Source organism: Mucilaginibacter sp. 5C4 (genome assembly GCF_034345625.1).
GTDB lineage: Bacteria > Bacteroidota > Bacteroidia > Sphingobacteriales > Sphingobacteriaceae > Mucilaginibacter > Mucilaginibacter aurantiaciroseus.
In genome coordinates this window covers 4,011,736-4,027,778 of record NZ_CP133775.1, presented here as the reverse complement: position 1 = coordinate 4,027,778, position 16,043 = coordinate 4,011,736, and the positions used below count along the sequence as shown (strand labels likewise).

11 protein-coding genes are annotated in these 16,043 nt (G+C 43.1%); 4 read left to right on the top strand and 7 right to left on the bottom strand.

The window, feature by feature from the left end; translation table 11 throughout:
- Positions 1-97 precede the first annotated feature (97 nt).
- Complete coding sequence (locus RHM67_RS18890; RefSeq protein ID WP_322228803.1) at positions 98-508, top strand: hypothetical protein; 411 nt, start codon at positions 98-100, stop codon at positions 506-508.
- 74 nt (positions 509-582) lie between these two features.
- Here RHM67_RS18890 and RHM67_RS18885 read toward each other — a convergent pair whose 3' ends face one another.
- The 4 genes from RHM67_RS18885 to RHM67_RS18870 form a co-directional block, all read right to left on the bottom strand.
- Positions 583-1,395 carry an enoyl-ACP reductase FabI gene (locus RHM67_RS18885; RefSeq protein WP_322228801.1) on the bottom strand — a complete coding sequence of 271 codons (813 nt, stop codon included), beginning with the start codon at positions 1,393-1,395 and terminating at the stop codon, positions 583-585.
- A 289-nt stretch (positions 1,396-1,684) separates the two neighbouring features.
- Positions 1,685-3,340, bottom strand: a complete 1,656-nt coding sequence (recN, locus tag RHM67_RS18880; RefSeq protein ID WP_322228800.1) for a DNA repair protein RecN — start codon at positions 3,338-3,340, stop codon at positions 1,685-1,687.
- A gap of 118 nt (positions 3,341-3,458) precedes the next feature.
- The gene (locus tag RHM67_RS18875) at positions 3,459-5,534 is read right to left on the bottom strand and encodes a M56 family metallopeptidase (protein WP_322228798.1); all 2,076 of its coding nucleotides are present in this window, start codon (positions 5,532-5,534) and stop codon (positions 3,459-3,461) included.
- A 58-nt stretch (positions 5,535-5,592) separates the two neighbouring features.
- Complete coding sequence (locus RHM67_RS18870) at positions 5,593-5,967, bottom strand: BlaI/MecI/CopY family transcriptional regulator (RefSeq protein WP_322228797.1); 375 nt, start codon at positions 5,965-5,967, stop codon at positions 5,593-5,595.
- A gap of 252 nt (positions 5,968-6,219) precedes the next feature.
- Between RHM67_RS18870 and RHM67_RS18865 the strand changes: the two genes are divergently transcribed.
- Positions 6,220-6,990 (top strand): MBL fold metallo-hydrolase, encoded by a 771-nt coding sequence (locus RHM67_RS18865; protein WP_322228795.1) that lies wholly within the window; start codon positions 6,220-6,222, stop codon positions 6,988-6,990.
- On the opposite strand, the gene RHM67_RS18860 is transcribed toward RHM67_RS18865, so the two are convergent.
- Both RHM67_RS18860 and gcvP read right to left on the bottom strand, forming a co-directional pair.
- Positions 6,987-7,406 carry a response regulator gene (locus RHM67_RS18860; RefSeq protein ID WP_322228793.1) on the bottom strand — a complete coding sequence of 140 codons (420 nt, stop codon included), beginning with the start codon at positions 7,404-7,406 and terminating at the stop codon, positions 6,987-6,989. The genes RHM67_RS18865 and RHM67_RS18860 overlap by 4 nt on opposite strands.
- Before the next feature lie 312 nt (positions 7,407-7,718).
- Entirely contained in the window at positions 7,719-10,628 is a 2,910-nt protein-coding gene (gene gcvP / locus RHM67_RS18855) for an aminomethyl-transferring glycine dehydrogenase (protein ID WP_322228792.1), read from the bottom strand.
- A gap of 123 nt (positions 10,629-10,751) precedes the next feature.
- On the opposite strand from gcvP, the gene RHM67_RS18850 reads away from it, so the two are divergent.
- On the top strand, positions 10,752-14,246 hold the full coding sequence (locus RHM67_RS18850) for a gliding motility-associated C-terminal domain-containing protein (RefSeq protein ID WP_322228790.1): 3,495 nt from the start codon (positions 10,752-10,754) through the stop codon (positions 14,244-14,246).
- Here the strand turns inward: RHM67_RS18850 and RHM67_RS18845 are convergent.
- Positions 14,243-14,959 carry a pyridoxine 5'-phosphate synthase gene (locus tag RHM67_RS18845; RefSeq protein WP_322228788.1) on the bottom strand — a complete coding sequence of 239 codons (717 nt, stop codon included), beginning with the start codon at positions 14,957-14,959 and terminating at the stop codon, positions 14,243-14,245. The two genes, RHM67_RS18850 and RHM67_RS18845, sit on opposite strands and share 4 nt — an antisense overlap.
- A 78-nt stretch (positions 14,960-15,037) precedes the next feature.
- Here RHM67_RS18845 and RHM67_RS18840 point away from each other — a divergent pair, with 78 nt between their 5' ends.
- Positions 15,038-16,021 carry a polysaccharide deacetylase gene (locus RHM67_RS18840; protein ID WP_322228787.1) on the top strand — a complete coding sequence of 328 codons (984 nt, stop codon included), beginning with the start codon at positions 15,038-15,040 and terminating at the stop codon, positions 16,019-16,021.
- Positions 16,022-16,043: the final 22 nt, after the last annotated feature.

Here is a 16,043-nt window from a genome sequence, read left to right as displayed (position 1 = left end):
TTCCTATATTTTTGTTCTTATGTATATAAATCATGTTATAAAAGCGTTATGATAGTTGTCATAGCTGTTTTTATAACTAAAAAACAAAAATCTCAATATGAAAAAATTATTATCTATTATTTGCCTGTCTATCGTTGTGTTGACAGCCGCATCATGTAAAAAAGAAACCGTAGTTCAGGGCGGTAACACTAATCTCACACGTTACAAAACAAACGTATCTAACTGGCAATTAGTTAATGATGGCGGTGGCTCTTATGTTATGGATTTAAGTATTCCTGAATTAGACAAAACTTATAGCGAAAACGGTGCCGTGCTGGTATACATTACTCAGCCTGGAGGCACCGAATGGGAACAAATTCCTGAAGTATTTGATGGCCGTGCATTTAGTTTCACACACGATGTAGGCAGGGTTTCTATATATGCCCAAAACCCCTCTGGCTCCGGTACTCCAATAAAACCAGGTGCTTATGATATAAAAATCGTAATGATCGACTCTAATATCAATTAAGCAGATCAAAAGAAACAAAAAAGGCCTTCGGATATCCGAAGGCCTTTTGCATTTATAATATTCTGTCAGTCTAACTATTTCTCCATTTGCTCTATCACGGCAGCAGTAACGCCGGTGAAAGAGAAACCACCGTCGTGAAAGAGGTTTTGCATGGTAACCATTTTGGTTAGGTCGCTAAACAAGCTTACACAGTAATCGGCACATTGGTTAGCATCGGCATTACCAAGCGGGCTCATTTTTTCGGCATAGTTTACAAAGCCATCAAAACCTTTTACGCCGTTGCCTGCAGTAGTGCGGGTTGGCGATTGTGATACCGTGTTGATACGCACGTGTTTTTTAACGCCATACTGGTAACCAAAGTTACGGGCGATGCTTTCCAGGTATGCTTTATTGTCCGCCATATCATTATAGTCAGGAAATACACGCTGGGCAGCAATGTAAGTAAGCGCCACAACTGACCCCCATTCGTTTATAGCATCAAGCTTCATGGCTGTTTGCAATATACGGTGAAAGCTTAATGCAGATATATCTAAACCCTTGTGAGTAAAATCGTAGTTGTTTTCGGTATAGTGGATGTTTTTACGAACGTTAACGCTCATACCTATCGAGTGCAGCACAAAATCTACACCGCCGCCAAAATGCTCCATGCTTTTGGTGATCAGGTTAGTAACGTCCTCGTTACTGGTAACATCCGCCGGGATAACAGGGGCATTACATTCCTCTGCAAGTTTATTCAGTTCGCCCATGCGTAGTGCTAGCGGTGAGTTGGTTAAAACGATTTCGGCACCTTCTTCGTGGCAACGTTGCGCCACTTTCCAGGCTATTGATTGCTCGTTAAGCGCACCAAAAATAATTCCTTTTTTACCTTTTAATAAATTGTAAGCCATTGTTTTTAGTTTTATGAGTGGGGTAAAGTTATATTTTTTATTTACGATTGAAGAATTACGATTTTAGATTGAGAAGGTAACACCGTCATGTCATTGCTGTAAGGGTCAACTAATTCTGTTACCGAATTAGTTGACCTTTACAATTGCGAGAAGCGTAGCGACGTTGGAATCTCATAGGACATGCGGACATGCTGAGATTATTAATGCGTTTGATTTTTCTATAAGGAATTAATGAGCTCCCTATGGTCGGTTGTCCACGCTATTGCTTGCAATGACATTGTTTAATATTTTACCCCGCCAGCAATTCCCTTGCATTTTGCAAAGCGCTCTCGCCGGGATTGTCACCGCTCAGCATTTTGGCAATTTCAAGCACACGTTCGCTATCGCTAAGTTTTTTGATGCGTGTTTTGGTGACAGATTCGGAATCGTCCTTATAAACAAAGTAATGGCTTTCGCCCTTACCTGCAATTTGCGGTAGGTGGGTTATGGTAATTACCTGTAAGTTGTGCGACAAGCGTTCCATCACCTGCCCCACCTTGTTGGCAACTTCGCCGCTTACGCCGGTATCTATCTCGTCAAAAATAATGGTTGGCAGCGCGGTGTATTCGGCAATGATGGATTTGATACTCAGCATCAGCCTGCTCAACTCCCCGCCCGATGCTACCTTGCTCATATCTGCCAGTGCATGGCCCTTATTCGCTGAAAACATAAAGCGGATGGCATCATTACCATTTTTTGCAAGTTCACCCAGCGCCGTTTGATCGATATGTAACACCGAATTAGGCATCCCCATTTCGGTAAGGTTAGCCAGCACTTTATCCTGTATTACCGGGATGGCTTTTTTACGATTGGCAGATAGCGTGGTAGCTATACCCTCCAGTTCCAGTTTATCTGTAGCAATTTGCTTTTGTAATTTCTCTACCGCTTCGTCGCCAAATACAGCCTGTTGAATCTTGTCCGACAAGTCGTTTTGGATCTCCAGCAATTCCTGATTGCTGTTAACCCGATGCTTTTTCTGCAGGTTATAAAGCATGCTTAGGCGCGTATTTATCTCTTCCGCACGGGCCTCGTTGGTAAAAGTGCGTTGTTCTATAGTATCCAGCTCAGCGGCAATATCTTTAAGTTCTATCAGGGTACTTTTTAAGCGCTCGTGCAGGTCTTCTACCTCGGGGTTATATTGTTCTATAGTTGACAGCTGTTGTCCGGCTTCACGAAGCTGAATAATAGCTGATGTTTCGCCCTCGTGCATTAAATAATACGCACCACTTAGATTACGTTTAATCTCTTCAGCATTAGACAGCGTAGCCAGTTCTTTCTCCAACCCATCCTGCTCATCGGCTGCAATAGCGGTTTTTTGCAGTTCATCAAACTGAAACTGGTAGTAATCAAGATCAGCCTTGGCCTTGTCATTTTGCGCTATCAGTTCATCCAAATGCTTAAGCGATTTTTTATAGGTGCGAAATTTGGTTTGATAGCCGCCTAACAGGTCGTGGTGACCAGATACCCCGTCAACAACCAGAAGTTGAAAATCGGGGTCGTTAATTTCATAAGTGGCGTGCTGCGAATGAATATCTATCAGCTTTTCGCCAAGTTGTTTTAAGGTAGTCAGGTTAACAGGTGTATCGTTCACAAAAGCGCGCGATTTACCATCGGCAGAAATCTCTCGGCGCAATACTGTTTCGCCGTCGTAATCCAGGTCGTTATCTTCAAAAAAAGTATTGAGGTGGAAGCCCGCTATTTTGAAACCGCCTTCTATCACACATTTTTTTTGCTGATTAAAAAAGTAACGGCTTTCGGCACGCTGGCCCAATATCAGCGATAGCGCTCCTAAAATGATTGATTTACCCGCGCCGGTCTCGCCGGTAAGGATGTTCAGCCCCTTATCAAAATTGATTTCGAGGTTATCTATCAGCGCGTAATTTTGTATGGTTAGCCTTTGAAGCATAAAAAAAGTATCCCCTTTTTTGAGGATACTAAATTACTAATTTTAATAGGAATTGTATTGGTTGATTAAGTTAAGTAGTGAGTAGTTACCAAAAATTATTTACTCAATCAACCACTCACTATATCTTAATTACTTTCGACAGGTTCCGGTTTTCCGGCTTCTCCGTCTTTTCTGGTTTCTCAGGTTTGTCTGGTTTCTCGTTGTTGTTGTCGTTATTATTATCGTTCCAGTTATATGCACTTTCCGGATGATTTTTCCTGTACTCGGCAACCTTCTTTTTAAACTCGAGCGATTTGGTGTAAGCCTTTAGTTTCTCGGATGCCTCTTGCAGTAATTTTTTCTCTTTTGCTATTTCGGGGCTTTTTTGGAATGAATTTATTTTTTGACTTAATTGACCAATTTCAAGTTGTTTTTCTTGGATATTTAATCCTTGCCTTACAGAAATCAAGCTATCATTTAAGGCAGTCATTTTTTTGCCTCTTTCTAAATACTCCGGCGTATTGTATAATTTACTCATTTCAGACCCTACCTGAGCTAATATCTTACGATTACGCCTAACATCCTCTGGCATACTTTTGAAAATTTCAGCTCTATAACTTTTGTAATTTTCACTCCAATCCGGAGAGTCGCGACTTACCATATTTTGATACGGAATGTGATACTTTTTTTCGAGCTTTGTCGCCAATGCTTTGTAAGCAGAACTTCTGTAATAGTTTGTTACAACATTACTGCTATTTTCCATTTGCTTACTTAGTTTTTCTGTTTTACCTGAGTTTACTTCGTACTCTTTACTTATTAGTTGTTGTTGGTCGTAAATCTTTCTAATCTCGGGGCGGTTATAATATTCTTCAATAGCTTTGCTTTTTTGTTGTATTAATTCTATTTGGGCTTTAAACGCAGGGCTATCATAATATTTGCCTACCGCATCGCCGTGCTTCTCAACTTGTTTGCTTAAACGCTCCAGTTCAGGGTCGTTGATTCCATTGTTGTAAATACCACCGTAGTTAACACGCAAATTGTGGTCTACATTTGATTTTGCACTAAACTTAGCTTCGGCCTTTCCCTTTTTGGTTGCAGCTTTAGTAGCCTTTGCCTGGAATTTAACCGCTTTGTTTGCGGGGATGGTATCGGCAAGTATATCCTTTATCGCTTCGGGGGTAATCTTTTTTACTGATATTTTACCTTGCGCAATTTCGGGGTTTAGCAACGCTAAGCTGCCAACACTTAAGGTTAATATAAGCATGGCCATTAATGTTGGCCGCAAGCTTGGAATTTGTTTTTTTGTTTTCATGATTCTTTCGATTCGGTTTAATAAATGATACTTTTTGCCGGTTACAGCCAGCGCTAACTGTAACTCATTTTGCCGGTTTTGCTCTAATTTAAATAAAGCTTTGGCATAAATAACAGGGTTTTGCGTAGCGTCTACAACCATGTCGTCGCAGCTGTTCTCGCGTTCTTCGCCTATTATTTTATTGATAAGTAACACGCACGGATTAAAGAATAACAACGTGGTTACAACTTGCTGCAGCAGGTTAATAAGGTAGTCGTTACGTTTAATATGAGCCAATTCGTGCATTAATATGGCTTCAATTTCTTCGGATCCAAGGTAGGTTGACAGGGTAAAAGGCAATAAGATAACCGGTTTAAAGTAGCCTACTATGCAAGGCACATCAACCATCTGGCTAAAGCCAACTTTTACCGTTTGGGTTATATTTAGTTTTTTAGCGAAGGCGCTTATTTGCTGCTGCAATTGCACGCCAAGGCTCATAGCACGTTTAATGGTTTGGATCTTGCGATGTGCCAATAACACTCTTGCCATATTCAATAGCAAGCCTAAAACGTATATGGCGGTTACATAAGGCAGGTAGCGTTCTATACTGTAATAGTACCTGATGCCCAGATTACCAAACTGCTGGATGTTTTGCGGGAAACCTGCCAATAGCGGCATATTTTTAAGATCGGCGGGTTTGGCCAGCCAGTCGTAAAGTTGCATCTCGGTAATTAGCGTATAAGCAAACCAGCCGGTAATAGCCAGCAGACTACTTACTGCAAACAAATGTTTTTTTGACGATGAAAGCCCTGTTGCCAACAACAAAATCACCCTTAACAGGAAATAAATAAGCAGCCCCTGCCATAATGAGTGGATGATGGTGATCCCCAAAACCTGGCTGATGTTGTACAGTATGTTTTCCATAATGTCAAAAATTCTAAATACTAAACTCTAAATTCCAATGAGGCAAATCCACTGACCTCTAATCTCTTTTCTCAAACTGATCTAAAAAGTTCTTGATCGCGTCAATCTCATCTTTTGAGGCGCGGTGCTGGCCAAGGGCCTGTATCACCAAATCGGATGTGGACCCTTTAAATACGGTTGATATAATTTTGTCGAGCGCGCCCTGCTGTGCTTGTTCGCGGCTGATAAGTGCTTTATACAAGTGCGTTTTCGCTGCCGTATCGCGTTCTACCAAACCTTTTTCGTGCATTATCTGCATTAGTTTTAGAGTTGTGGTGTAGCCTGCATCTTTGCTTTTTGTCAATTCCTCGTGCACATCGCGTACGCTGCATTGCCCACTTTTCCAAATCACCTGTAATATTTCCAGCTCGCTTTCTGTCGGTTTCAGATCCATTGTTATAAAGTTATACGAATTTCTTCGTACAAATATGTACGATAGTTTTCGTATATCAAAATTTATTTAAATTATTTTTCAAAAAATTAGTTTTAACCACAGAGGACACAAAGATAAAATCACAAAGCCCACAAAGTAAAAAGGTCTATTTTTGTGTTATTTATGCAACAATTGTCGTAGGCAAAGTGGTTAGTTAATAGACGATGCAGATTATAAATCGTTACAGCTTATATTTGCACAAACACTACGCTAATGGAAATTTTTGCTTTGGGCGAGGGCTCGTATTCGGTTGATGTTACTAAAAAGTTTATCCCCTTTAACCCCGAAACTGATAACAAACGCGATCGCCCGGGCTCCCTCTTCATCCATGTAAATCCCTTCCTCATCAAAACTGCCGACGACCTGATCCTATTAGATGCCGGCCTTGGTTATAAAGATACCCGCGACGAACTACTGCTTCACCAACACATCCGCAATGCGGGCTTCGATCCGGAGGATGTATCGCTGGTATTGATGTCGCATTTGCATTATGACCATTCTGGCGGATTGGTGGTAGAACGCAATGGGCAACTGGAACCAAGCTTTCCGCAGGCAACTCACGTGATCCAAAAAGATGAATTTGAGTTTGGGTTAAGTGGTAAATCAAGCTCATACCATGTCGAGATCTTCGAAGCTTTGCAAAACAGCGCTAAAATAGATTTTGTAGAAGGTAGCGGCCAGTATAAGCCGGGCATCAATTATGAACTATCCGGCGGACACAGTAAGTTTCACCAGGTGTTTTGGATACATATAGAAAATAAGAAAGTATTTTTTGGTGGCGATGAATTGCCGGAACCCGAGCAATTGATCAGGAAGTTTGTAGCGAAGTATGATTACGATGGGCACCGCGCGGCAGAGTTACGCATCCAATACGGTAAAAAGGCGGCGGGAGAAGGCGATATATGCTTGTTTTATCACGCAAGGGCAACAGCCATTGGCACGGTTAAATACGAGAATGAAACTTTTTCGATTATCCCGGCTTAGTTTGACGATACGCCGAATAGCTCTTTAATTTTTTCTACGTTAAGCGGTTTCGAGATAAAATCCTTAACCAGCGGATACGAACGCGCTTTGTTAATATCATTACTAAACACCGAAGAAGAGATAATATAGATCTTGCATTTACCTAACGGATCAAGGTTTAAGCGCTTGTACTCATCCAAAAACTCCCAACCGTTCATAATAGGCATGTTGATATCCAACAGGATATAATCCGGCAGCTTAGCAGGGTCTTTTTGTTGAATTTCAGCCAGTTGATCTATCGCGTATTTACCATTAAGGCAAGCCATAATATCCGTATTGGTCAAAGCCTTTTTTATCAATTTTATAGAGATAAAGTTATTTATTTCGTCATCGTCAACCAATAAAACACTTACTGTTTTGTCGCTATTAGGGCTCATATGTTCTTTTATACGGAAATGCAAATTAAAAGGTTATATTCCTTTAAGTTGAACGTTGCAAATTTTACTATGTTATCGTAACACAACTGTTAAAAAAATTTACTCCCATTTGCAGAGTTTAACAATAGTTTAAGGTGCTGTAAAGGTATATGTACACACATACGTATATGTTGTGTTTGCAGATTGGTACAAATCTTTAAATGTGCGGATGTTTTTATTTTCAACAAAAAAAGCGATGAACATTACTGTCCATCGCTTTCATTATTTTATCTGCACATCTGCATCCCGATACCTGTCGGGACACATCTAATCTCACGTTCCGTATTCCGGTGTGGTTACTTCACTTTCTTCAAACTCGTAATCGCTTAACGGCGGGCATGAACAAATTAAAGTCCTGTCGCCATAGGTATCGTTTACACGGCCAACCGACGGCCAGAATTTAAATTGCGCCACATAAGGTAGTGGATAAGCCGCTTTTTGGCGGGTGTATGGGTGCTCCCACTCGTTGTCGGTAATTACAGCAGCGGTGTGTGGCGCGTTTTTCAACGGATTATCTAATTTATCAGATACTCCTTTTTCTACATCTTCAATTTCACCACGGATAGAGATCATGGCATCGCAGAAACGATCAAGCTCATGCTTGGGTTCAGATTCTGTCGGCTCTATCATTACCGTACCCGCAACCGGGAACGATACTGTTGGCGCGTGGAAACCATAATCCATCAAACGTTTTGCAATATCTACCACTTCAACGCCATACGTTTTAAACGAGCGGCAATCCAGGATCATCTCATGTGCACAACGGCCTTTGGCGCCGGCGTACAATACGCTGTAATGGTCTTTTAAGCGGGTTTTAATATAGTTAGCATTCAGGATAGCGTAACGGGTAGCGTTGGTTAAACCGTCACCGCCCATCATGGCGATGTATGCGTGAGATATGATCAGGATAGATGCAGAACCCCAGGGCGCGGCAGATACCGCGTGGATGGCTTTGCCATTATCAATATCAACAACCGCGTGGCCTGGTAAGTAAGGCACTAAGTGCTTGGCTACACCAATTGGGCCCATGCCCGGGCCACCGCCACCGTGTGGGATGCAGAAGGTTTTGTGTAAATTCAAGTGACAAACATCAGCACCAATATTAGCCGGACTTGTTAGGCCTACCTGGGCGTTCATGTTGGCGCCATCCATGTAAACCTGGCCGCCATTTTGGTGGATTGTCTCACATATCTCGATGATTCTTTCCTCGAACACACCGTGGGTAGATGGATAAGTTACCATTAAGCACGATAGCTCGTTTTTGTATTGCTCGGCTTTGGCTTTCATATCGGCAACATCGATGTTGCCGTTGTCATCACATTTAACCACAACAATTTTCATCCCGGCCATAGCTGCAGATGCAGGGTTGGTACCGTGTGCCGATGAAGGAATTAAAGCGATGTTACGGTGGCTATCGCCCCTATCGTTATGATAAGCGCGTATCACCATTAAACCTGTGTACTCGCCTTGCGCGCCTGCGTTTGGCTGTAAGCTCATGGCTGCAAAGCCGGTAATTTCGCTTAACCAGCGGTTTAGCTCATCAAATAATTGCATGTAACCACCAGTTTGGTCGGTTGGTGCAAAGGGGTGCATTTTGCTGAACTCTGCCCAGGTAACGGGTACCATTTCGGTAGTAGCGTTCAGTTTCATGGTACATGAACCTAATGCGATCATCGAGTGGCAAAGCGAAAGATCTTTTGCTTCTAACGATTTGATGTAACGCAGCATCTCGTGCTCTGAGTGGTGCAAATTAAACAAACCGTGAGTTAAGTATGCCGAAGTACGTTGCAGTTCGGTTGGGATAACCCCTTCAACGTTTTTCTTAAGCGTTTCGTAGTTAGAATCAGCAAAGTTTTTGCCTTTAACCTTGGCGAAGAAACGTATGATAGTTTTGATATCTTCCGGCGATGTGGTTTCATCTATAGCAATGGTAGCTACCGTACCTTTATAGTTCAGGTTAAGCTCGTTATTTAATGCCTCAGATTTTACCGGGCCGGCCAATGCGCCAAGTTCAACTTTAAGGGTATCAAAATAAGTATCGTTCAGTTGCTCGTAACCAAGTTCGGTTAACGAGTTGGCAAGCAACACGGTTAAACCGTGAATACGTTGGGCAATTAATTTTAAGCCTTGCGGGCCATGGTACACGGCATACATACCGGCCATAATAGCCAGTAAAGCTTGCGCGGTACAAATATTTGAGGTCGCTTTATCCCTTCGGATGTGCTGCTCGCGGGTTTGCAGTGCCATACGCAAAGCATAATTACCTGCGGCATCAATGGTTACACCAATGATACGGCCGGGGATAGAGCGTTTATATTCGTCTTTAGTCGCAAAAAACGCGGCGTGCGGGCCACCAAAGCCCATGGGTACACCAAAACGTTGGGTGCTGCCAACAACAATATCCGCGCCCCACTCACCCGGAGGGGTTAACAGTACAAGGCTCATAATATCGGCTACAACTGTTAGCTTAATATTTTTAGCGTGTAACGCGTTGGCAAAATCGGTGTAATTATAAACCGCGCCGTTGCCTGCAGGGTATTGTACCATGGCGCCGAACATATCGTCGGTTAGCTCGGTGGTGGCGTGGTTGCCAATTTGCAATTTAATGCCGAATGGTTCGCTGCGGGTTTTTAAAATATCAATAGTTTGTGGGAATACCTCTTCGCTCACAAAGAAAACATTTGCGGCAGTATTCTTACGCAGGCTGTATTGCATAAACATTGCCTCGGCAGCGGCAGTACCTTCGTCCAGTAGCGATGCGTTGGCAATTTCCATTCCGGTTAAATCAACAACCATGGTTTGGAAGTTTAACAAAGCCTGTAAACGGCCCTGTGCAATCTCTGCCTGGTAAGGCGTGTATTGGGTATACCATCCGGGATTTTCGAGGATGTTACGCTGAATTACACCCGGTACAATTACATCATAATAACCCTGGCCGATGTACGATTTAAACACCTTGTTTTTTGAAGCTGTTTGCTTGAGTGTATTTAGGTAATCGAACTCGCTTTTGGCAGGCGGCAGGTTCAGCGGGTTTTTCAACCTTATTTTTGCCGGCACGGTTTCGTCTATCAGTTCATCAAGCGAATTTACGCCGATAGTTTTTAGCATTTTATCGGTATCTGCCTGGTTTGGCGCTATGTGCCTTTGCTGGAATTTTTCCTGGTAATCTATGTTCAGCTTCATTGAAATGGGTATCCCTTAAATTTAGTGCAAAGGTACAATTTAGCCGCTGAATAACAATTGGGTAATAAGATTTGACATTGGTTTTACAAGGAAATTTTTTACCTTTATGTTACCGAAAATCTTATGCTTGTTAAAAAACTTTTACTGTTAATTGCTTTTTTATTTCTTATAGCTCACCTAAGCTTAGCAGCTACCTTCACTGTCACCAGTAATGCTGATGCCGGGCCCGGTACTTTACGCGAAGCTTTGGCCAATGCGGCTGCAAATGGCATCTTAACTCAAGATGTTATTAGCTTTAATTTGCCTGGTCCGCTTGAATCTGATCGTATCATCCGGTTAAAAACCCAATTACCCAATGTTTCATCAAACCTAATTATTGATGGCACCACACAACCGGGTATTGTTTTTGGTGTTTCGGACGCCAGGGTTGTTATTGAACCTGAAACATCGCCGGCTAATTTTAACGCGCTAAATATTTATGGCGATGTAAACAACAACGGTACTGCTGCAAAAAACATTGAAATATATGGTTTGTATATCCGCAATTTCGCCAAAATAACCAACGTAGCTACTCCTGATAACAGCCAGGGATCGGGCATTGTGCTTACCGGCGATGCATCTTTTATCACTATTGGTGCGCCGGGTAAAGGCAACGTTATCTGCGGCAACATCAATGGCATTGTAAACTCAAATTACACTTACTATACCGGTGCCGACCAAATAGTGATACAAAGCAACATTATTGGCTTGCTTGCTGACGGGTTTACCGCAAATACAAACATGTATGGTATTAATCTTAGTATCGATAAAAACGCACTCATTGGTGGCGCAAATGCTAACATGGGTAATGTTGTTGCCGCCAATGTTACCAACGTAAGCGTTACACGCGGCTATAATTTCGCGGCAAACAATTCAATTACAATCCAAAACAATAAAATAGGTACTAATTTTTCGGGTAATGCCGATTTTAAAAACATCCCGCTTTTCCAGCTTAGCGCGTTCATTCAAACTTTTGGCATCTTCATAAACGGCAGCGGCATTATCGCTAAAATCACTAACAACATCGTTTCTGGGCAGCGCTACTGCGGGATATATATCGATAACGCCACTTTTGAGATAGAAGGCAATAATATAGGTACCGATAAAGTAGGAACTGCCGACCTTGGCAACGGCGAAGGCATCCGTGTAGGGGTTAATGCGGCGGGCAATATTGGCGGCGCGGCGGCTATGGCCAAAAACATTATCGCCTATAATAATTATGGCATCGAGGCGCTAAACAATGCGCATGCACTAATTACCCGCAACAGCATGTTCTGTAACAAAGATTACGGCATTAGCGTAGCCACTAATTATTACCAGCCGCCATTTGTAAAGGTTCTTAGCTTTGGCGCCACCAAAGTATCGGGTGTAGCCACGCCTAATTCAAAAATTGAGTTGTTTTTTGCTGATGTTTGCGGCTTTGTTAACTGCCAGGGCAAAGCCTACATTACTACCGTAAATGCAGACGGAAGCGGGGCATGGACGTATACCGGCGCTATAAGCAGCCCGGTTATTGCAACCGCCACAGATGGTAATAACAACACATCGCCTTTTTCATCATTAGTGATACAGGATAACGACATTGTTATTAAACAACTTACCTGCGCCTACACAGGTAGTATTACCATTACGCCTGATTTTAGCGGGCTCGAATTCCATTGGGATAAAAAAGAACTAAATGGTACTTTGACCTCAAAAGGTGACACTAAAAATTTAACCAACCTGCAGCCGGGCACTTACCAGCTTACCGTACAATACCCCGGTGGCTGCCAAAAAAGCACCAAACTGTTCGAGATAAAAGACCAGAGGGTAAAGATCCAGAATATACTGCCACCCACGCCGGAGTGCCGTCAAAAATTCTTCCCGGTGGATGTTAATTTCCAGGGGGGTACAGGGAATGTGAGGTTTGAGTGGAAAAACGCAGCGGGTGAGGTAAAATCTACCGATAAAAATGGCGTTGTGCCTGCCGGCACTTATACGCTAACCATTTCTGACGATGCAGGCTGCGCGGTTACATCCGCAGCGTTTACCATAACGGCTAAACCCGGCCCGGATTATGACCTGAGCACCATGAATGTTGCAACCGCCCGTTGCGGCATTGCCGAAGGCTCTATTAAAGATATAACTACTTACGTGGGTATTGGCACATTAAGTTACCAGTGGTATGATAGCAATAATAACCCATTGCCGGGTAAGACCAATAAAGATCTGACAAACGTTAAAGGCGGCTCTTACCGGCTGGAATTAAGGGACCAAAGCCAGTGTAGCCCTTATTCCACGCCTTACATTGGGATCCAGGAAACTAACTCGGTAAATATTTCAGACGCGTTTATAAAACATGCTACCTGTGGCTTAAATAATGGTGCTATTAGTAATGTTGATGTTAGCAATGCCGATTTCTTCCAATGGACAGGCCCCAACGGCCCTATACCTACTGCCCCCACAAATTACCATGGTTTAAGCCCCCTGGCCGATGGAGTTTACACCCTATATGCAAAAAACACATTAACCGGCTGTGATAATAGCAGGTCGTTTACAGTGTTAAGGTTGCAACCCGAGGTTTTCAATTACACTTATAATATTAACCACGCAACCTGCGATTTAAATAACGGCAGCATAAGCGTGCAATTTAATGTTAATAACATACCACAATCGTTAATATGGGTTGATGCAAATAATACACCAAGGGGCGGCAGCAACCAAATAACAGGCCTCGAGCCGGGTTTTTACAGCCTTTTAACAATTGATAAATATGGCTGCCAAAATCCCCTCGCTACGTTCGAGGTGAAGAAAACACCTTTACTGGTATTTGCAACAGCTAACAATCCTTTTGGTACCGCCGACCAATGCAATCAAAATTTAGGGCATATAGATGGTGTGCTGGTAACGGGTGGCGTACCTCCTTACAATTACAAATGGACTAATAAAAATACCGGCCAGCCCGCAGGCGACAATACCGCCGATTTGACAAATATTGGCAAAGGCGATTATAGCTTAGTAGTTACCGATGCAACCCCATGCGCTATCCCTCTTACCTGGGATGTTACGGTAGATAACATCCAGTTTATACCTACTGCACCCATATTAGCCGACAGAAAGATATGTGTACCCGAAAAGGTAACGCTAAAAGTGCTTAACACAATTATCGGTAATTATAATCTGTATAAAAACGAAACCTCGCAGGACCCTATACAAAAAAGCGCGACAGGGCAGTTTAGTGTACAGGTGAATGAAAGCAGCGATTATTATGTATCGTACAATATTGGCACATGCGAAAGCCCACGCAGCAAAGTGCACGTAGAAGTGATTTTGGTTGATGTAAAATTCCCAAATGTGTTTAGCCCAAATGAAGATGGAATTAACGACTATTGGAAAATAGAAGGCTTGCAAAAATTCCCGGGAACGGTGGTGCAGGTATTTACCCGTGGCGGCCAAAAGGTGTTCGAGTCTAAAGATTACGCCACACCATTTGTGGGCAAACAAAGCGGGAAGCTACTGGCTGCCGGCGTTTATTACTATATCATAAACCTTAACACAGGCTGTGAGTTACTATCAGGCAACGTTACCATTTTGCGTTAGGCCAGTTGGCGCAGGTACATCTGGATAGTATTTTCTAACCCGTAGTACAAAGCATCGCTGATCAGCGCGTGGCCTATGCTCACCTCGTCCAGCGCGGGGATGTTTTTGGCGAAGTATTGCAGGTTCTGCAGATCGAGATCGTGCCCTGCATTTATACCCAGGCCAAGCTTGTGGGCTACATCGGCAGCCTTTACATAACGCGCTATAGCTTCTTCTTTGTTTGTTGGGTAATTGTGTGCGTAGCCTTCGGTATAAAGTTCTATGCGGTCGGTTCCGGTTGTTGCGGCGGCTTCTACCATCTCGGTAACGGGGTCAACAAATATGGATACACGGATACCGGCATCTTTAAACACCTTGATAATATCTTTCAGGTATTGCTGATTTGCAATAGTATCCCAGCCATGGTTGGAGGTGATCTGCCCCAAAACATCGGGCACCAGGGTAACCTGCTCGGGTTTACTGGCCAGTACCAGGTCAATAAATTTTTGCTCCTGGCAGTTGCCTTCAATGTTAAACTCTGTGGTCACGATCTTTTTAAGGTCGAAAACATCCTGGTAACGGATATGCCTTTCATCGGGCCTTGGGTGCACGGTGATACCCTCGGCGCCAAAGCGCTCGCAATCTTTAGCAACTTGTACCAAATTTGGGTTATCGCCACCGCGAGAATTACGCAGAGTAGCTATTTTGTTAATGTTGACAGATAAGCGGGCCATAGTATCGATGTTTAGGCAAATATCATTATTCCATCATTAACAATAAAAACATATTTATGATTGTGTTTATTTGTAGTAATGATGAAAGCGCTTTTTACATTTTTAATACTATCCTGCTTTGCAGCCATGGCTAACGCGCAGGCAAACTATACCAAAATAACGAACTACGAAGTTTACTACGGATGGGCCAAACACTACCCGCAGGACTGGATGATACTGCGCAGGTTTGAGAACAACGGCAAACCCTACCTGCTCATGGTAAATCCTCAAACGCTGGAAACCAAAGTAAATGATGCCGGCTTCTATCAAATAAAACCCATGAGCATGGCCGATGCCCGTAAGTTTTTTAGCAGTACACCCTATCAGAAAGCATTAAGCAAAGCCGAAAGCCAGTCGGTAGCCATACAGGATGCTGGAATTGAGCGTGGCATCCCTAAAGAAACAGGCATCAGCCTAACGGCAGATCTTTGCCCATCGCACCGCCCGCTGGACAGGCGCATATTTACCGACATTATTACCGGGTTTAAACAAGTGGAAACGCCTGTGCCAATTGCCCTGTCGGTAAGTGGTTTATGGATTAAGCACCATGTGCAGGACCTTGCATGGTTAAAACAATTGCAGGCCAATCACCAAATTTACATCACCTGGATCAATCACTCTTACAACCATCGCGTTAGCAAAACCAGCCCGCTTAAAACAAACTTTTTGCTGGAGCCGGGTACCGATATTAAATACGAAGTACTGGAAACCGAAAAATTGATGCTTGCGGATGGCTTGCTGCCTTCGGTATTTTTCAGGTTTCCGGGGCTGGTGTCAGATCAACAACTGGTTTATAAGATCACCGATTTTGGGTTGATCCCCATTGGTACCGATGCATGGCTGGCTAAAGGCCAACAACCGCAGGCAGGCAGTATTGTGTTGATCCACGGGAATGGTAACGAGCCTGTGGGCGTTAATGATTTTATAAAGCTGCTCCAATCTAAAGCATCATCCATCGCCAACAAACAATGGCTGCTTTACGATTTAAGAGAAACGGTTGAAAAGGAAGCGGAAGAGAAGTAATTGTGTCATGGTGAGCCTGTCG